Raw genomic sequence first — 20,379 nt, 5'->3', positions numbered from 1 at the left:
GAATGAGAGATCATTTATGTATAGAAGAAAAATGTAAAAGGGGAATAGAATATCATAAAGAGTTTATCGAAGAAAATAGAGAAGAGATTAAAAGTTTAGAAGAAGATAAAAAAAATGGTATTCAAAGATATCCTAATGATAACAAAAGTATTATATTAGAAAATTATTTGTCGAATTTTATACATGAGATGAACGACATTAGGGCAATGTATTCTTTAGGAGAAGACATTAGTAAAATGGAAGTATTTTTTTATAATGCGATAGATGATTTAGAGCATACAGGGACTAGCAAAGTGGGTTATATATATATGCTTTGGATAATTTCTTTAGGAATTTTGTTAGAAACGGATAAAAAGAATATAGAAAGATTAAAAAAGATAGTTGATAAAAAAAATGTGAATGATGCAGTAATCGATTTCCTCTTATGCGCTAGTGATATCGGATACACAAAAATGACGAATGTTTATTTTAAAGAAAATCCATATGCAAAAACGAAAGAGATTATAGAACTTGCACAAACAGATAAAAAAGAAGCGTCTAAAAGATTACAAACGTATATGGAGAAAGAATGGTTTAAAGGCCATTATGATTATGAATGGAAAAATGCACACAAAGAACCTGGATATGTGGGGTACTGGAGCTTTGAGACAGCTGCAATAGTAAAGATACTCGAACTTGATGATATAAGTTTAAAAGATAATAATCATTATCCATATGATTTGGCACATTATAAAAATGAAATGAAATTTAAACATATAGACCTAAGTGAATATCACTATGAAGATGAGACAGAAGAAATCGAGGATATAGTAGAAGGAATTGAACATAATCCTGCATTGGAAAACATTATTCCTCCAAAATGGAATTCATTGGTCAATGAATTGATCCATGACTATGAGAATATGGATGATAGTAGTTTTTATGAAAAATACAAAAAAACGATAGGAATAGGTCAAGTGTGGTTCTTACCACAAGAGTATGAAGAAGAAAATGAGCAAAAAAATCTATTAGGAAGTTTAATTGTGTTTGCCCTGACGGTAAGAGATTATATATTACAATTGGACTATAAAGAAGATTTAGAGGACTACATTGATAATCTTAAAAATTTCTGGAATGTTTCAGAAACAAAGTTAGTTCAATTTATGTTAGAAAATGATCAAAATTATTATGCATGGGTACCAAAAGAAGCAAGTATCCCAAATATGTATGAAGTGAAGATAGAGAGTATCGATGTAGAGGAAGTTCTATAACGAACAAATCGAAATGGTTTTCATTATATGTAATATTAGAATGCATTTTACTAGTTAATTGAAAACAATGCATGCGTGGGAGAAAAAAGGATGTATTGTTACTAAAAATTAGAGGGAAAGAAGGCTGTTGGATTGAGTTAAGCACCTTATTGTCAATATACGACAATAGGTGCTTTTTTGCGTGCAATGAAGAAAAAATAAAAGATTCATTTTCACCCTATTTCATCTTCGAATTACATGTTATAATTTGGAAAAAATATATTCTTAATTTTTAGATAATTAAAAGGTGGTAGATTACTATATGAGTACATTAAAGAAAATTACTAACAATATTTCGAAAGTTATTATAGGAAAAGATGAATCGATTGAACTGGCAGCTATAGCTCTTATAGCAAGAGGGCACATTTTATTAGAGGATGTACCTGGGACGGGGAAAACAACATTAGCGAAAAGTTTGGCTAAAAGTGTGGACGCTAAGTTCCAAAGAATTCAATTCACAGCGGATACTTTACCTGGAGATGTTATTGGTCTTGAATATTTTGATGTGAAGGAATCGGAATTTAAAACGAGGTTAGGTCCTATTTTTGCAAATATCGTATTAGTGGATGAAATTAATCGGGCTGTACCGAGAACACAATCTTCGTTACTTGAAGTTATGGAAGAGCGTACTGTTACAATTGCGAAGCAGACACATTCATTACCAGAACCTTTTTTAGTAATTGCAACGCAAAATCCTCTTGAATCGGCTGGTACATTTCCTTTACCTGATGCTCAGCTAGATCGTTTTTTACTTACGATTCGTCAAGGTTATCCTACGAGAGAAGCAGAAAAGGAAATGATGAATCGGTTTCAAATGAATGATCCGTTAGAAACGTTACATTCTATTATTTCAAGTGAAGAAATTATTACGATGCAAAAGCGTGCAAGAGAAGTGTTAGTAGGGAATGATGTGCAAGATTATCTCCTTGAAATTATTGAAGCAACTCGTAACCATGAGTTAATTGAAATTGGTGTAAGCCCTCGGGGAACGTTGGCATTTATGAGGGCGATTCAAGCACGGGCAATATTAAATGAAAGAGATTACTGTACGCCAGATGATATTAAGACGCTCGCTGCATCAGTTTGTGCTCATCGTTTAACGTTAACGATTGAGGGAGAGATGAAAACTACGAAAGAACAAATTATGAAAGAAATTCTTCATACGATTAGTGTGCCAGTGGAGAATGTACGATGAATCAACAGCTTGTGTATACACCTTTAGCGGAGCCTTTCGTAATGGGGGTTATGTCAGTTGTAGCCGTTATTTTAAGTGTATTTTCAAGTAATCTACTGTTTTTATCTCTCGTATTTTTATATGTAATTTTAATAGGTGCTATGCATGTATATATACGTAAAGTATCTCGTGTTGAATGGGAATACAGTCAAGGGAATTCGAACGTTTTTATAGGTGAAACGAATATGTGCAAAATGAAAATTTCAAACAAGTCGATATTTCCTATTCTTAATATCGTATTTCGATTTAAATGTGAAAATAAGCTAACTTGGAATCATGATGAAATAAACAAAAATCATAGTACAGGTTCAAATTATTATATGAATTTTAATTTAAAAGGAAGGGAGTCAGTTTCATTTGATTTACAAGCTGTAGCGTTAAAAAGAGGCATCGCGAAATGGGAAGAAGTTGAAATTGTTATTACTGATCTCTTTGGATTTATAACGAACCATATAACATATAAACAAGTTGATACGCCCTCTTATTTAGTCTTACCAGCCGTTCCGAAAATACAAGTTCCGGAATTACAAGAATGGTCACGAGGATTTCGAAAAGCGATGTCTTCACCCTTATATGATGAAACGAAAGTAATGGGAGTAAAGTCTTATGAAAATGAAGATTTTCGTTCCATCCACTGGAGTGCAACAGCGAAAGCAGGGACGATAATTGCGAAAAAGTATGAGCGAACACAATGTGATAAATACGCGATTTATCTCAACTTGCAAAATAAAAGTGGTGTTTCTTTGCGAAATGATATAGAGGAACTAATTGAATTAACGGCAGGTATATGCAAACAACTTCTTATGCAAAACTGTTCGTTTGAAGTATGGATCAATAGTGTAAAAGATAACGGTTTGCTACATATAAAAAATGGGGATAATCGGAAACACTTGCAAAATGTATTAAGGGTACTTGCCTCGATATCAGACCAAGATACGCCTATATCTTCTTCTTATTTTTACACAGCAGGCTTTCGTCGAAAGGAACTGGATGCGGTTCCTTTAATTATTGGTACTTCACCAAAGAAATACAGTAGAACGAATAAATGGATTGTAATGAAAGAATAAGAAGGGGCTTATGTCATGGTGAATAAAAAGCGGCATATGAAAGTGAAATTATGGAGTGTAAGAACTTTAATCATACTTTTCTTTGCGATTAGCGCGATAACGTTATCACAAGGTGTTGTGTATGTACAAGACATAGTAAAAGAGCGTTTTTTCAGTAAGACTAAGACAATATCGGAAAGAAATTATGACTTTACTAGTATAGGTGAAAATTTTGATGATTCCGAAATAGATGAAGATGAATATGAAGAAGTAGAAGATACAGGTATAAGAACGAAAACGGGTAGAAAATTTCAACCTTTCGAAAGAGAAGGTCTATGGAGTGACGTGCTTTCTGTTCTTTCAAATGTATGGATTACTATAGTTTTTTATGTGATAATCGCAATATCAATTATATATGCCATCTACAAGCATATTAGGAAAAAATTGACGAAAACAGAAATAGTACAGGAGAAAGAATCGATCACAAAGCAAACTGCGGTAAGAAGCATAAAGAATGAAAAAGTCATTCATCAGTTAGAACAGCCGTTACCGACAGATACGATAAGAAAAACGTTAGTTGAATGGGAAAGAACATTACCATTTCATGAACAGAGAAGGTCCTATGAAACGATGCAACAATGGTTAAAAAGAATTTGTAGAACAAGGGATATTATCTCGTTATATGAGTCTGTTCGTTATGGTGAAAAGACTTATACGGATTTAGATGTGGAAGAAATAATGAAGTGGGTAGAGGGAGATGGGAAGGTGGATACATAAATATCCACCTTTTCTTTTTTATATGGAAATTTGATTAATATGAATTATTTTCTTATATGAAACCGTATTCAAATAGGTAAACAAAATTAACTTTATTTACTTATACTTCATTACATGTTAACCTATATTTAATTTTTATAAATTATAATTAATTTTTAAGTTTTTTAAGGGTGTGAAAATGTAATGAAATCGGTATTAAAAAGCATACTTATTTCCTTTGTTTTTTCTGCAGTAGGTATGTGTTGGTTACTGTACGTATTATTCAAAGGGGACGGAGACTGGTTATTGTCTTGGATAGGTGTATTAATGGCATATTTATCTTTATATACTTTAATAGATTTATATTGTAAAAATACATACGATAAAAAAATAAATAAATGGCTTATAAAAACAGCGGTGACTAGTTTTAGTTTTTCTGTATTAGGAATCTCGTTTTGTATCATACACGAGCTATTAACACCGTGGAGTCTCAGTTTAATGGTGTGGTATTGGTTGGTAATGTTAGTGTTATTTTTAACGACCATAATATCATTAGTTAGTCTCGTATTTGTTAATCGTAAAAATCATAATTTCACCGGTGGATATAGAATGCTCATACTTCTAAATGTATTTCTTACATTGGGACCAGTATTATGGCCGCTATTACTTTCTATTATTGGAAATGGTATGAATGCTAGTGCGGGCTGGTAAAAAGAATATAAATTAGTTGTGTAAAGAATAGGATGAAAAGTTGATATAGAATTTTAAATGTTTAAGAGAACATGTTTACATAAAAAATGAAAACATGTTCTCTTTTTATTTGCATGCATAACTCTTCCTCAGTTTACCGTATTTAAATTTAAACGTAAGTATTTCGTAAGGAATGGATAAGAAAAAAGAGAGATTTATCATATAGGATGAAAGTATAGCTTGAATCAATCCGATATTAATGGAGGAGAGAAAGCCTTATGAAAAAATGTAATTCAATTAAGTTAGCAAGTTTTGCAGTTTTATTAGCGGGTACTGCTCTATTCACACCTGGTTTTACTGTGACTGCAGAGTCAACTCAAAATATTTCTAGTTCGTCACAAGTACATGATCAAAAGAATCGTAATGGCTGGAAACAAGTAATGCAGGAAACAGTACAGCTTGGTGCTGTAGGAATATTAGCTAAGGCGTCTAACAACGGAAAAACGAGTAGTTATACTGCTGGCGTAGCAGATCTAAGTACAAAGAAACCGGTGAAATCAGATTATCGCTTTCGGATTGGTAGTGTGACGAAAACTTTTACTGCCACGACTGTTCTGCAATTAGTTGGAGAAAATCGCGTACAACTTGACGATTCAATTGAAAAGTGGCTACCGGGCCTCATTCAAGGAAATGGGTATGATGGTAATCAAATTACGATACGCCAACTTTTGAATCATACAAGTGGTATAGCTGAATATTTGAAGTCAAAAGATGCTGACATAATGAATTCGAAAAAAACGTATACAGCAGAAGAAATAGTGAAAATAGGACTTGCGCTGCCTCCGGATTTTTCGCCAGGTAAAGGCTGGTCGTATTCAAACACAGGATACGTAATACTAGGAATGCTTATTGAAAAAATAACTGGTAATAGTTATGCGGAAGAAATCGAAAAGCGAATTATTGAACCTTTGGACTTGTCAAATACGTTTTTACCAGGTAATTCACCTGTCATCCCAGGAAAGAATCATGCTCGTGGGTATGTGAAAACCGAAGGAACGAGCGAGTTGAAAGACATTACGTATTATAATCCGAGTTTAGCTAATTCAGCTGGAGATATGATTTCTAATGCGGATGATTTAAATAAATTCTTTTCATCTTTACTCAGTGGTAAGTTATTGAAGGAACGAGAGCTAAAAGAAATGCTTACTACAGTTCCTGTAGAAGGAAAAGCGGTTGGTGATGGGTATGGTCTTGGAATCTATGAGACTAAACTTCCAAACAGTGTTTCAGTTTGGGGTCACGGAGGAGGAATTCCCGGATTTACAACTTTTGCTGGCGGAGTAATTGGTGGTAAACATACATTGGCTGTCAGTATTAACTCTTTAGATGAGGTCGATATTGTTTCGCAGTTTAATAAAATGATGCAAATTGAATTTAATAAATAAATGAAAAGAAAATGAATGGAATTTTGTTATAGTTGTATATAAAAGAGGTACTTTGTAAAATGCGCAACTATGGACAGTAGTAGCATTTATGATAGGGCATCAAGTGTATTTCAAAGTGAAAATCAATCGTATAGCTTACGATAAAAATAAAAAGGATGTCAGTTACATGACATTCTTTTTATTTTGGATAAAAGAGATATGTGTATGATTCTGAAAATTGTTATTTTTGGAATCATTCCATATAATGAAGGGTATAGGGGCATCAATAGGGGAGTTATGCATAGAAAATACTTTAGTTAGTTAAATATTTCTCGTTTTAATCAAAATAATTATGAGTTGATTTGGAGTTGAATACAATGGAACAAAATCATTTTAAATGGACTAACAAGCAATTACGAGAACATGTTGAAGTATTAGATAGTAAAAGAAGTCCACACATTTTATTAAGGAATGCAACATATTTAAATTCGTATATGCGTGAGTGGATGAAAGCGAATATTTGGATCTATGATGACCGCATTGTATATGTAGGAGAAAAATTGCCAGAGCAACTAAGTGAATGTGAAGTGATTGATTGCGATGGAAAGCATATAGTTCCTAGTTACATCGAACCGCATGTGCATCCATATCAATTGTATAATCCAGAGACGTTAGCGAATCATGCGATGCAATTTGGGACGACAACTTTTATTAATGATAATTTAACTTTATTTTTCACATTACAACGTGAAGAAGCATTTCGTTTATTAGATGAATTTAAAAAGGTTCCGGCAAGTATGTATTGGTGGTGTCGTTTTGATGGGCAAACTGAGCTGCAAAATGGGGAATCTTTATTTAATAGTGAAGAAATAATAGAGTGGCTAAAGCATGACGCAGTTCTTCAAGGCGGCGAGTTAACAGCATGGCCGAAACTATTACATGGCGATGATGAAATGTTAAATTGGGTGCAGGAAACGAAGCGGTTACAGAAAAAAGTAGAAGGACATTTTCCGGGGGCATCTGAAACGACTTTAGCGAAGTTAAAACTGTTAGGTACAGATTGTGATCATGAAGCGATGACAGGACAGGAAGCTTTCACGCGCCTTTTGCAAGGCTACACTGTTTCTCTTAGAAATTCTTCGATTCGTCCAGATTTAAAAGTTTTATTGAAAGAATTACTAGAATTAGGTGTTAAGCAATTTGATAGATTCATTTTTACAACAGATGGTTCACATCCGTCATTTTATGAAAACGGAATGACGAATAGATTGATAGAAATAGCGATTGAGCAAGGAATTCCGGCAATAGATGCTTACCATATGGCAAGTTATAACATTGCTCGTTATTATAATATGGAGCATTTACATGGCTCCATTGCGACAGGGAGAATCGCCAATATTAATATTTTGGAAAGTAAAGAAAATCCGGTGCCAATTAGTGTAATTGCAAAGGGAAAATGGGTGAAGCGTGACGGAGTAAACAAAAATAAATCATTACATATAAACTGGAGTGAATTTAAAGTAACCCCATTATCATTAGACTGGTCTATAGAAAAAGAACATATGATTTTTTCTAATAAAACGGGTATACACTTGTTAAACAATGTTATAACAAAACCATATGTTAGCGAAATCGACTTAGACTGTGATGAACTTTCCATGGAACATGATGAATGTTTCCTAATGATGATTGCCCGCGATGGTACTTGGCGAGTGAATACAGTTGTGAAAGGTTTTGTAAATGAATTAGGAGGTCTTGCAAGTTCTTATTCTGGTACAGGTGACATTATTCTTATCGGAAAAAGGAAAGAAGATATGCTTACAGCTTTTCGTAGAGTAAAAGAGCTCGGTGGTGGAATGGTCATAGCAGAAAACAATGAAGTGTTACACGAAATTGCATTACCGTTGCTCGGGATTATGTCCGATTTAAAAATGAGTGAATTAATACAGGAAGAGAAAAAGATGGTGAAATTACTACAAGAGCGTGGCTACGTGTATGATGATCCAGCATTTACCATTTTGTTCTTTTCTGCGACGCACTTGCCGTTTATACGAGTAACACCTATAGGATTATATGATGTGAAAAGTAGTAAGGTAGTTGCCCAGCCCGTGAATTTGATAAAGCAATATTAAAAGGAAAGATCCTATAAAAATTTTATTTTATAGGATCTTTCTTATTATTAGCATAAGAATATTGTAAGCCTCAAATAATATAGTATCTAAATCATTTGAGGTGATATGTAAATATGAAAAAAATATTTTACATTTTAAGCATATTTATTCTGTGTGTATCGATACAACACGTTGTACATTCCCAATCAGATACACCAAGGTTATCTTCGGATTGTCTCGAAGAAAGGAAAATTCGAGATGAAAAGTATGTGAAGAATATAATACAGGACATTAAATCCACATTTAATTTAAATATTGATGAACATAGTTTTTGGGAAGTAAGTAAAAGAGATTTGGAGGCTGCCCATTTGATGTATGGTGGAAAGGAAAATGATTCTTATTATAATTCGCTAACTAAAATTTATGATAGTGGTGGATTTAGCGAGCAGCCGAGCTTATTTGTAAGGGCGCAAGAGGCATTTTTACTTTATAAAGAAAACGATAATATCAATGTAATGAAACGCCTAAAACTAGACGTTGAAAAAGGGGAATGGCTCGTTATAAAAACGAAAAAGAAGAAAGGGAAAAAAGTGAAATTCAAACCGTTACAATGTGAAAAAGATTATATGAAAAAGAGAAATGAATAACAAAATACGTATTAATGCTGCTTTTATTCAACGATATCTTGCTGTTGATTTGAAATCGGAAAAGGTAAACAAACATATTAGCTTTATGGAATATGTTTGTTTACCTTTTTTGAGAGATTTAAAAATTTGCGATATTGTTAGTTGAAAATTATGTACTTGCTAATGAACTTATAACATTCAATGAACTTGTTCTTCATAAAAATTAGATTTTGTGTCAAATGATTTATACATTGTCGAACCACCTATGTATATTTTATTCTACAGTATTTATAAAAGAATGTTGGCTATTCATAAGAAATATGATTGGCACAGTTTTTGCATGTATTACATGTAAGGAAGGGAGATTGTATGTAAGGAATCTGTACTCGTAATAGTATAAAACAAGCTACTATTGCATTATTGATCATAGTTGTATTTATAGCGGAACTGTAAATACATACAAATAAGTGGTTTTTTTGATTTTAAAATTCAGAATTTTCTTTTAAATTATTAGGGGGCAATGGTATGGTTAAATATTCGAAAATTTCCAAGTGGATTCTTGGTGTTGGACTAGTGACAATAACATGTAATGGTTTGCAAATTCAAGCAGAGACAAAAGAGAAAAATGTGAAGAACGTATTACAAATGGAGCCGGTAGGAATACAGAAATCTGTTGATGAATTGGCGCATCCTTCAAAAGTACAAGAAAATGCATCTTTTACAAAACGGTTAAAATTAGCGGATTTATCGCAGCGTCCACTAGCACCAACCGATAATATTAAACCGTTAGCTGAAGAAAAAAAGTATTCGATGGCTGAGTTAAATCAATTAAATAACAAACAATTAACTGATCTTCTTGTGACAATTAAATGGTATCAAATTCCAGAATTATTTCAGTTTAATAGTGATAGTCTTAAATTCTATCAAGATGATAGTCGAATGCAAGCGATTATTAATAAACTAGCAGAACAAGGACAAGCTTATACGAAAGATGATTCAAAAGGGATTGAAACATTAGTAGAAGCTCTACGTGCAGCATTTTATTTAGGTTTTTACCATGATGAATTAAGCAAACTAAATGAGCGTAGCTACCATGATAAATGTTTACCGGCTTTAAAAACAATTGCAAAAAATCCAAATTTCAAACTTGGTACATCGGAACAAAATAAAGTTATTTCATCATATGGAAAATTAATTGGAAATGCATCGGCTGATGTTGAAACGGTTTTATATGCAGGTGAAATTTTTAAACAATATAACGATAATCTTGCAACTTTCATTGAAGACCGAACAAAAGGAGACGCAATATATGAGTTGATGAAGGGAATTGATTTTGATATTCAGACGGATATGTACACGACTGGAAAAGAGCCGAAAGATACGATGTGGTATCGAAATATCGATAACTTTATTAATGAAGTAAGTCGTTTCGCACTAATTGGTACTGTAACAGATAAAAATGGATGGTTAATTAATAACGGAATTTACTATACTGGCCGATTGGGCAAGCTTCATAGTACGCCGACAAAAGGACAGCAAGTTGTTACAGACGCAATGCGAATTTATCCATATTTAGGAGAGCAATACTTTGTTGCGGCAGAACAAATTACTACAAATTACGGAGGAGTAGATGCGAACGGAAAAACAATAAATTTAGATCAAATTCGAGACGATGGTAAAAAGAAATATTTACCGAAAACATATACGTTTGATGATGGAGCAATTGTCTTTAAAGCTGGGGATAAGGTTAGTGAAGAGAAAATTAAGCGACTATACTGGGCAGCGAAAGAAGTACGTTCTCAATTTTATCGTACAGTTGGTAGCGATAAACCACTTGAAAATGGACATGCGGATGATGTGCTAACGATGGTTATTTATAATAGTCCAGATGAGTATCAATTTAATCGTCAACTGTACGGATATGAAACGAATAATGGTGGAATGTACATTGAAGGAACGGGAACTTTCTTTACATATGAACGTACACCAGAGCAAAGTATTTATAGTTTGGAAGAATTGTTCCGCCATGAATTTACACACTACTTACAAGGAAGGTACGAGGTTCAGGGATTATGGGGCCAAGGGGAAATGTATCAAAATGAACGTTTAACATGGTTTGAAGAAGGAAATGCAGAGTTCTTTGCAGGTTCAACGCGATTAAATAGTGTAGTACCGCGAAAAAGTATAATTGGTGGGTTATCTAATGATCCTGCAAAACGTTATACAGCATCACAAACATTAAATGCAAAATATGGAACGTGGGATTTTTATAACTATTCGTTTGCATTGCAATCATATATGTATAATAAACGTCCTGAAATGTTCGATAAAGTGCATGATTTAATTCGTGCAAATGATGTTTCAAGTTACGACGCATACCGTTCTGCATTAAGCAAAGATAATAACTTAAATGAAGAATATCAATCTTATATGCAAATGCTTATAGATAATCGCGATAAGTATACAATCCCACAAGTATCAGATGAGTACTTAGCGCAGCATGATCCAAAATCGCTTTCGGACATTACTTCAGATATTACGAATGAAGCGAAATTAAAAGATGTGAAAGTAACAAAGAATAAATCACAATTCTTTAATACATTTACACTACAGGGGACATATACTGGAAGTTCAGCAAAAGGAGAGATTGAGGATTGGAAAGTAATGAATGAAGCAACAAATGATATGTTGAAACGTATTTCAGGAAAAGAGTGGACTGGATATAAAACATTGACTGCTTATTTTATAAATTACCGTGTTAATCATGCTGGACAATTTGAATATGATGTTGTGTTTAGCGGAGTAAATACGGAAGAAGGTACGGCTGTAGAAAAAGAGCCGAATAATTCATTTGAAACAGCTAATCCACTATCTTTAAATACGTTATTAAGAGGAAACTTAAGTGATCAAGATCAGGGGGATAAATTTGTTATCGATGTAAAGGATCAAAAAGATTTACAGATTTCTGTTACGAACGAACAAAACATTGGACTAAACTGGGTATTATATTCTGAATCAGATCTAAACAATTACGTAACTTACGCAACAAAACGTGATGGAAACAAATTGCTTGGAAATTATAATGCGAAGCCAGGAAAATATTATTTAAGTGTATATAAATATGGCGGGGGAACAGGGAATTATACAGTGGAAGTAAAATAGTTTACTATAGCTAGTTTAAGAGACTGCTAGTTGTATTTTTTAGCGAAGTAAAGCATGTAATATTAAACTACTTTACATATACCCCGTTTTAATTTGAGAACGGGGGTATATGTATTTTAGATTTTTTTAATTTTCATAACTTCACTTGGTTTTGAAAAGAAAACAATGCATATAAATTTGAATTTCTGCTCGTAAACCATGTATGAATTCATCTTCTTAATGCTCTTTCATTTTAGCCTCAATGCTTGCTTTCAAATTAGTTGATACCTTATCGAAATATCCCATAACCAACTTTTTAATATCATCAGATATACCTTTCAAATCATTAGCTAAGTTTTCAGCAAGATATTCTTTTTCTATCGGCTGTAACTTCGTATAAAATTCACCAGCCTGCGTAAAGTCATCCTGTTTCGTTATAGGAGCTCTTTCAAGTTTACCTTCAACATACCTTCCATCACCGCTTGTTATTTGATTAGCAGGTGTCCAATTTTGCTGTTGGTTAATCGCTAATTTTCGAAATTCGGGTCCAATTCTTCTTCTTTGAGAATCGCTATAAATGTTAGCACGCCCTTGCAACATTTTATCATCAGATAGTTCTGCACCATCTAGTAAATTAGAAGGGGAGAAGGCGACTTTTTCTACTTGTTCCATATAATTTTCAGGGTTTTTATTTAATACCATTTTACCGACTGGTATAAGAGGGTACATCTTTTCATCCCATACTTTTGTATCATCTAGCGGATCATAAGAAAGATGTACTTCATCTTTTGGATCCATGAGCTGGACATATAAACCATACTCCACTGATTTACCAGCCTCAATTGCATCATATAAATCTTTCCCACTATAATCTGGATTTTCAGCAGCTAGTTTAGTAGCTTCCTTACTAGTAATGAATTGTACACCTTCAAAAGGATACCAATGATACTTTACGTACTTTCGATTGCCTTCAGCATTTCTCCAAACGTATGTATTTACACTATGTCCTGGGATGTGACGAAGACTTTTTACCGTACCGACATTAGAGTATAAACGGACAACAAAATGAATGGATTCGGGTGCTTTAGCGACAAAATTCCAAAATCTATCCGGATCTATTAAGTTATTTTTAGGTGAAGGCAACAACGCTTTAATCGTTTCAGGGAAATGCATCGGATCACGAACGGAAAAGACAGGAATGTGATTACATAAAAGATCGAAAACGCCTTCTTTTGTATAAAATTTTGTGGAAAAGCCGCGTACATTTCTAGAAGTATCTGGTGTTCCTTTCGTACTAACAGCTAACGAAAACCGTACCATAACAGGAACTTTCTCATTAGAATGTTGTAAAAAACTTAGCTTTGTATGTTCAAACATCGGATAGATCGTTTGAAAATAACCGAATGCCCCAAAACCTTTTACATGAACAGGTCTTTCTACAATTTTTTCATGTATAAATTCTTGTAACGTTTCATGCAGTACACTATCTTGCTTGAGAACAGGTCCACGTGAACCGACTGTTTGAGAGTGAAGTGTAGCTTGTTCATTAAGTTCTCGATTTTGATTAAGGTCTTCTCCTAATAAGGGTTGCCTCTTTTTATTATATTTTTCATTCATCGATATAGCCTCCAAATTTTTTCTTCGATTGTTACTAAATATGATTCTATAGCCTTGATTATGTATTACATACAAAGTTCAAAGTAGTAACATACCGCTAGATGAAAAAAACGCATATAGAGTGGACCTGTTGAAATAGAAGAAATTATGGAAAAATGAATATCGGAAAGAGAAAACACACTATTAAAATTTTAATCTTAAAAATTAATTGATAAATAACTTTATAGATAATGGTCATTAAAAAAATGGTAAAAATAACTAGGAGGAAATGAACATGTCGGATTGGTTTCAATTAGATAAAGAATATATGATGCCTACGTATTGCCGTACGGAGGTTGCAATAGAAAGAGGAGAAGGTTGTCAACTGTATGATGTGAATGGAAAAGAGTATTTAGATATGTTTTCTGGCGTAGGAGTAAACGTATTAGGATACAATCATCCTAAAATTGTGCAAACGACAATGGAGCAAGTTACGAAATCGTTGCATCTTCCATTTCACTTTTTAAACCCAGTTGCGATTGAATATGCAAAGAAATTAGTTGAGTACTCTTTAAAAAACGGCAAAGTATTTTTTACAAACTCTGGTACGGAAGCGACAGAAACAACGTTGAAATTAATTGATAAATATAGATTTATTACGAATGAAGAGCGAGAAGGTGTCGTTGTGCTCAAAGGTAGTTTCCACGGGCGAACGTTAGGGGCACTTCATTTTACGAGACAAGAAAATGTATATCAAAGTTTCCCTAAAACATCTATTCCTGTATACGAAGTAGAGCGTGAGAATATAGAGCAATTAGAAGAAACAATTTTAAATAAAAAGCCTATTGCAATTATGTTAGAGCCTGTATTAGGAAGTGGCGGGATATATCCTTTATCAAGTGAATATTTATATGGTATTCAACATCTTTGTGATAAGTATAATGTGCTGCTTATCGTTGATGAAGTACAAAGTGGTATGGGTAGAACGGGGAAATTGTTCGCTTATCAAAATTCTAATATTACACCGGATATTATTCAAATTGGTAAAGGCGCAGGAGGAGGGATACCGCTAGGGGGAATTATTGTAGGTGAAAAGCTATGCGATGTATTTTCACCAGGAGATCATGGCACAACATTTGCTCATTCATCAATGGGAACAGCTTTAGGTTTAACGGTATTAAATACATTACTTGATGATGGGTTAATGCAAGAAGCTTATGAAACGTCACTATATTTGAATGATAAACTGCAAGACATTCAGAAAGAAAATTCTTATTATATTCAGGAAGTGCGTCATGCGGGGATGATGTTTGGGATAAGTGTGAATGACACGAATGAAAATGTGAAGAAATTACAGATTGAGTTAATGAATAAAGGAATGTTAGTCGATGTAACACAAGGGAATATTATTCGATTACTTCCGCCGTATATTATTACGAAAGAGGAAATTGACGCATTCACTTATGAGTTTATTTCCTGTGTTCATAGCATAGCAGCTACAGCAAGTATTTAAAAAAATATAAAAAAATATAAAAAGCTGAAGAAGGCGCTATTTTAGCGCCTTCTTCAGCTTTTTAAAATAGTAAATTACTTAACATAGAGAGCATCTCATTGGACAAATAATTAATTATGTGAAACAATAATAACAGATAAGGAGACATTAATTTTCCTTAAGTGCTTCGAATTAATTTTATTCAATAAGAGAAGGTGTGCTTAAAGAAGTTAAATTAAACAAGGAGCTGTTTTATTATATGCAACAAAATACTGATTTAAATTTTGAACCTCAAGACGTTAATATTGTCAATCCTAAACAAGCCAGGAAAGCAGTGGTTGCTACTGGTATAGGGAATGCAATGGAGTGGTTTGACTTCGGATTATACGCGTATTTAGCGGTAATTTTAAGTCAATTATTCTTCTCAGGTGTTAATAATAGTGGTTTGCAGCTTGTACTTACATTTGGTACATTTGCAGCGGCCTTTCTCGTTCGACCAATCGGAGGTGTATTCTTTGGTAGAATAGGAGATAAGTATGGCCGAAAAATCGTATTAAGTACTACTATTATTTTAATGGCACTTTCTACATTATTCATCGCATTACTACCAACCTATGAACAAATTGGTGTATGGGCACCAATACTACTTTTAGTTGCCCGAATGATTCAAGGCTTCTCTACAGGCGGCGAATATTCAGGAGCAATGGTTTATATCGCAGAATCTTCTCCAGATAAAAAGCGTGGTATACTCGGTAGTGGTCTTGAAATTGGAACACTCTCAGGTTACATTGCTGCTTCGGTAATTGTTACCATTTTAACGTTATTGTTAACAGATGAGCAAATGCTCAGCTGGGGCTGGCGTATTCCTTTCTTAATAGCTGCACCAATAGGCTTGGTCGGTTTATATTTACGCCGTCATTTAGATGAATCTCCCATCTTTGAAGAGATGGAAAAAGCACAAGAAGAATCTGAAGACAATGAACAATTTTCATTTATGGATATTATTAAATATCACAAAAAAGACTTCTTATTAAGCACAGTAATTGTCGCCTTCTTTAATATTACGAATTATATGATTCTTTCGTATATTCCTTCTTATTTAACTCAAGTACTTAAAGTCAAAGAAACAACTGGCTTATTAATTATTTCGATTACGATGGCACTTATGATTCCATTGGCACTTTATTTCGGTAAATTAAGTGATAAAATTGGTAATAAACGCGTCGTGCAAATTGGTTTACTTGGTTTAAGCGTATTTGCAATTCCAGCATTTTTACTAATAGGTAACGGACATATTGCAGCTATATTTGCAGGTATTTTCGTATTAGGTTTCTTCCTAAGTGTGTATGAAGGAACACTACCTTCGTTATTACCATCACTCTTTTTCACCGATGTACGTTATCGAGCACTCTCGATCTCCTTTAATATTTCTGTATCTATATTCGGTGGAACAACACCGCTCGTATGTTCATACTTAGTTCATGCAACCGGTAATCCGCTCGCACCAGCATTTTATTTAGCAGGTGTAAGTATAATTGGATTAGTCGTATTTAGTGTACTATTCGTTACAACATCAGGACGTGCGCTAAAAGGTTCATATCCTACAGTAGAATCGAAAAAAGAAGCACGCCAAATCGCTAAAGAGGATCCGGAAGAAACACTTTGGTGGCATGAAGAATCTTTAGAAATTGAAGCAGGAAAAAAAGCATAATTTGTGAAAAGCAACGTGGACTTTTACAAAAAGACTCCTAGTTTAATAGGAGTCTTTTTGTATACATCATTTTTTCTTTTTCTTCAAACTCTTCTCATACGCATAAAGCTTATGAACCTCTTCTTTAAATTCATTCAGAAGTACAATGTTTTCACCATTTGAATAACGTACTGCATTATACGCATCTATAATAATATGCCTCTGAATATGTATACCTTCATCATCATGAATTCTTTCTAACCATACTTCAACTGTTTCTCCTCGTTCCCGGTTTAAAGGAGGGGATAATTTACTTTCCAGCTTGAAAATTTCTTTTCGAATTTCATTATGTGGTGGTTTGTATCGCTTCATTCGTTTTTGGCCTATTCCTTCTTTATCAGTAATAATTGTAGATTCAAAGACAGGTATATTTGGTAAACTTAAATGTTTTCGATGTTTTATTATTTTCCAAACGATGTAAATGGCGATGGCGGTACAGACTATTATGGTAATGCTATTTATAAGAGTTGGATCAAAAGGAAGGGGCTCCAAGTCATCTTTAATAGTAGGATCTTTTAGATTCCCTTTATTCGACCAAAAATCATCTGTTTCTTTTAATGCAGCTGCCGAAAATAACGGATTGATAGCGTATCCGAATCCTAACGCAACAACTTGAACGATATAAGAAAAAACAAGACGAATATAAGGGAATACCGGAATAAGTAAAGCACTAATTGTTCCAATAGCAATAATAGAAGTAAAACGTAATAGCTGTTGATTACGATTTGAACCTGTTTGCCAAAATGTAATCATAATGTGTAAAACTAATAATAATAATTTCCATAACGGTGGAAAAGGGGCATGAAATATAGCTGTAAAGACAAACCATAAAATACCGCCTAACGACTTTTGCACCGGATACCCAGGTCCGATTGCATGTACGATAAAGAAGAAAAGTGGTAACATAATTGTGCCAAAAAGAGAAAAAGGTAGAGTGAAAGAGCAACCGATGATTTGAATAATTAATAGTATTACAAACCCTGTCGTTCGTTTCTTCATGAATTTATGAATAAGAAGTACTCCAATATAGCCTGTTGCTAAAAATAGAGCAATAGCAACAAATTCATCTCTTTCTGTTAATAACGAAAGGAGGAGAAGCAGAATAAAGTCATTAACGTGATAGAGCCAAGTTTTCAACTGTGTCCACCATCCCTTCATTATTTATGAGAAATGTAGGTTGCGTTAGAAGAGGGAGCTCATTCTTCTGTATACCGATGTAAATCATCGTAGACGAGCGTTCTCTTTTTCTCGTTACATAGTGAAGAAATCCTTGTTTCGGAAGAAGTGTACTATCATCTGAAATACGTGCCAATTCCTCTAATGCCTTCCCATAATGCATTTGTCCTTCGTTTAATGGTAAGTGCAGAGGGCCACCTTCTGCTAATACACTAATAAACAATTCAAACGGAATTTGCTGATTCGTTGCGTACTGGCAAATATATGTTGCATATGAAATAAGTTCTTCTACATCATCTCTCCAACCAAACCCGCGATTAGCAGCTAAAGATAGACAAATCGTCCAGCTATAATTTTTTACTGGTTCATATTGCTTTGCTTGTAATTCCTGCATTTTAGCAGATGCTTTCCAATGAATAGAGCGGAATGATTCACGTTCATATCGTTTCACACCGGTAATAGATGTTTCATCATTGTAAAAAGAAAAATTTGTTCGATATGAACCATTTAATAGTTGCTGAAGTTCTTGCAAGCCTGCTACTTCTTTAGGAGAAGGATACACAATAATTTCGGTCTTTAATTTATCAAAAACAGGTAAATGTACATTCAATTGATGAAATGGATCTTTTAATACACATTCGAACTGTTCAATTTGAAACACACCACGCTTCGTCGCAGTTAATGTTAAATCCCATTTTTGCGCTGAATGTGCAGGTTGTGAAAATGGAAAGGAGAATAATGTCTTTGAAATTTGTTCAATTCCTTGATCTTTATGCGGTATAAGAGATGAATGTAAATGAAAATAACAAACCCCATTCACGAGTGGTATGCTTGCTCCATTTTTTAAATGAATAAAAAATTGTCCAGTTTCATCAGGAAATAGCCGAGTCGTCTGTTTCTCATTTATAACTTGAAACTTTTTCTCTATGAAAGCGACGTATTTATAAATGAAAATCGCAAATAAATAATAGAAGAAAAAGAGAAACATAAACATTCGTTGCGGGAAAAAGAATGTGAAAAGTAACGCGACTGGCACAGTTAATTGAATAATATGAAGCTGGAAAAATAAAGGTACAGTTACAACGCGTTGACCATTCATGCTTGTTCAATCTCCACAGGTACATCAACTTCTTTTAAAATCCTTTGCATAATTTCATTTTTTGTCGTGCGTAATGCGCCTTCCATTGATAAGACGATACGGTGATTCCAAACAGAAGGAACTAAAAATTGAATATCTTCAGGCGTACAATATTCTCTGCCACGTAAAAAGGCTAATGCTTGAACTGCGCGCACTAAAGCTAAAGTGGCACGTGGGCTTACACCGTTAGCGATGTAATCATGATTTCTTGTAGCGTGAGCAAGTTTAATTATGTAATGTTCTAACGGTTCTGATACGAAAATTTCTTTTACTTGTTTCTGCGCTTCTAAAATATCTTCTAAAGAGATAACAGATGTAACACTTTCTAATGGTGTATCGTTACGAAAACGTCGCATCATTTGTAACTCATCTTCTGGGGCCGGATAACCAATTGCAATTGTCATTAAAAAGCGATCGAGCTGTGCATCAGGAAGAGGGAAAGTTCCTTGTGATTCAATTGGATTTTGCGTCGCAATAACAAAGAACGGTTTCGGAAGAGGAGTAGACTGTTTTTCAAGCGTTACTTGTCGTTCTTCCATTGATTCTAACAAACTAGACTGTGTTCTCGGCATTGCACGGTTAATTTCATCTGCTAGTAAAATGTTCGTCATAACTGGTCCGAGTCTTAATTCGAATTGGCTTGTTTTTGGATTGAAATATTCAATACCTGTTACATCACTCGGAAGTACATCAGGGGTAAATTGAACACGAGAGAAATTACCACCAATACTTTTTGAAATTGTTTTCGCCAGCAACGTTTTCCCGGTACCAGGCACGTCTTCAAGTAGTACATGTCCATCAGCAAGTAGAGAAACGAGTAGTAGATCAATAACATTTTCCTTACCAACAAACACACACCCTATATTTTCTTTTAATGTATGAATCATATGTATCATTCCTTTCATTATAA

At 33.9% G+C, this 20,379-nt stretch carries 15 protein-coding genes; 11 read left to right on the top strand and 4 right to left on the bottom strand.

All coding sequences use genetic code 11. The annotated features are described in order from the left end of the window. Positions 1 to 2: 2 nt before the first annotated feature. From JDS98_RS02795 to colA, 9 genes are all read left to right on the top strand, one after another. A complete protein-coding gene (locus JDS98_RS02795; protein ID WP_199633529.1) occupies positions 3 to 1,250 on the top strand; it encodes a PoNi-like cognate immunity protein in 1,248 nt (415 codons plus the stop codon). Positions 1,251 to 1,551: 301 nt separating this feature from the next. After that, positions 1,552 to 2,484, top strand: coding sequence for an AAA family ATPase (locus JDS98_RS02790; RefSeq protein ID WP_199633528.1), 933 nt, complete (start codon positions 1,552 to 1,554; stop codon positions 2,482 to 2,484). Then, positions 2,481 to 3,590, top strand: a complete 1,110-nt coding sequence (locus JDS98_RS02785) for a DUF58 domain-containing protein (RefSeq protein ID WP_097959899.1) — start codon at positions 2,481 to 2,483, stop codon at positions 3,588 to 3,590. The genes JDS98_RS02790 and JDS98_RS02785 overlap by 4 nt, the downstream gene beginning before the upstream one ends. A 15-nt stretch (positions 3,591 to 3,605) precedes the next feature. Then, the gene (locus JDS98_RS02780; protein WP_141556006.1) at positions 3,606 to 4,346 is read left to right on the top strand and encodes a signal peptidase II; all 741 of its coding nucleotides are present in this window, start codon (positions 3,606 to 3,608) and stop codon (positions 4,344 to 4,346) included. Between the two features lie 183 nt (positions 4,347 to 4,529). Next, positions 4,530 to 5,036 carry a DUF3902 family protein gene (locus tag JDS98_RS02775; RefSeq protein ID WP_097959900.1) on the top strand — a complete coding sequence of 169 codons (507 nt, stop codon included), beginning with the start codon at positions 4,530 to 4,532 and terminating at the stop codon, positions 5,034 to 5,036. 257 nt (positions 5,037 to 5,293) lie between these two features. Then, positions 5,294 to 6,460, top strand: a complete 1,167-nt coding sequence (locus tag JDS98_RS02770) for a serine hydrolase domain-containing protein (RefSeq protein WP_199631312.1) — start codon at positions 5,294 to 5,296, stop codon at positions 6,458 to 6,460. Between the two features lie 356 nt (positions 6,461 to 6,816). Next, positions 6,817 to 8,571, top strand: coding sequence for an adenine deaminase C-terminal domain-containing protein (locus JDS98_RS02765; RefSeq protein ID WP_098711498.1), 1,755 nt, complete (start codon positions 6,817 to 6,819; stop codon positions 8,569 to 8,571). Between the two features lie 113 nt (positions 8,572 to 8,684). Then, on the top strand, positions 8,685 to 9,197 hold the full coding sequence (locus JDS98_RS02760) for a hypothetical protein (protein ID WP_098711499.1): 513 nt from the start codon (positions 8,685 to 8,687) through the stop codon (positions 9,195 to 9,197). A 504-nt stretch (positions 9,198 to 9,701) separates the two neighbouring features. After that, the gene (gene colA / locus JDS98_RS02755) at positions 9,702 to 12,338 is read left to right on the top strand and encodes a collagenase ColA (protein ID WP_199633527.1); all 2,637 of its coding nucleotides are present in this window, start codon (positions 9,702 to 9,704) and stop codon (positions 12,336 to 12,338) included. A 216-nt stretch (positions 12,339 to 12,554) separates the two neighbouring features. On the opposite strand, the gene JDS98_RS02750 is transcribed toward colA, so the two are convergent. Next, positions 12,555 to 13,934: a catalase gene (locus JDS98_RS02750; RefSeq protein WP_097959904.1), complete on the bottom strand. Its 1,380-nt coding sequence runs from the start codon at positions 13,932 to 13,934 to the stop codon at positions 12,555 to 12,557. A gap of 274 nt (positions 13,935 to 14,208) precedes the next feature. On the opposite strand from JDS98_RS02750, the gene JDS98_RS02745 reads away from it, so the two are divergent. Together JDS98_RS02745 and JDS98_RS02740 are read left to right on the top strand one after the other, a co-directional pair. After that, the gene (locus JDS98_RS02745) at positions 14,209 to 15,426 is read left to right on the top strand and encodes an aspartate aminotransferase family protein (RefSeq protein ID WP_098711501.1); all 1,218 of its coding nucleotides are present in this window, start codon (positions 14,209 to 14,211) and stop codon (positions 15,424 to 15,426) included. A 238-nt stretch (positions 15,427 to 15,664) separates the two neighbouring features. Continuing rightward, the gene (locus JDS98_RS02740) at positions 15,665 to 17,116 is read left to right on the top strand and encodes an MFS transporter (protein WP_097959906.1); all 1,452 of its coding nucleotides are present in this window, start codon (positions 15,665 to 15,667) and stop codon (positions 17,114 to 17,116) included. Positions 17,117 to 17,182: 66 nt separating this feature from the next. On the opposite strand, the gene JDS98_RS02735 is transcribed toward JDS98_RS02740, so the two are convergent. From JDS98_RS02735 to JDS98_RS02725, 3 genes are read right to left on the bottom strand one after another with little or no spacing between them, the layout of a single operon-like run. Next, complete coding sequence (locus JDS98_RS02735) at positions 17,183 to 18,292, bottom strand: DUF4018 domain-containing protein (protein ID WP_098711502.1); 1,110 nt, start codon at positions 18,290 to 18,292, stop codon at positions 17,183 to 17,185. Continuing rightward, positions 18,267 to 19,430 carry a DUF58 domain-containing protein gene (locus JDS98_RS02730; RefSeq protein ID WP_199633526.1) on the bottom strand — a complete coding sequence of 388 codons (1,164 nt, stop codon included), beginning with the start codon at positions 19,428 to 19,430 and terminating at the stop codon, positions 18,267 to 18,269. The genes JDS98_RS02735 and JDS98_RS02730 overlap by 26 nt, the downstream gene beginning before the upstream one ends. Continuing rightward, complete coding sequence (locus JDS98_RS02725; RefSeq protein ID WP_180236085.1) at positions 19,427 to 20,374, bottom strand: AAA family ATPase; 948 nt, start codon at positions 20,372 to 20,374, stop codon at positions 19,427 to 19,429. Before JDS98_RS02725 ends, JDS98_RS02730 begins: the two co-directional genes overlap by 4 nt. Between the last annotated feature and the right edge of the window lie 5 nt (positions 20,375 to 20,379).

The organism is Bacillus cereus group sp. N11 (assembly GCF_016483605.1).
In the GTDB taxonomy this organism is placed as follows: domain Bacteria; phylum Bacillota; class Bacilli; order Bacillales; family Bacillaceae_G; genus Bacillus_A; species Bacillus_A toyonensis.
Note: the sequence above shows the minus strand (reverse complement) of the source record. Positions and strands in the feature narration are given on the sequence as shown.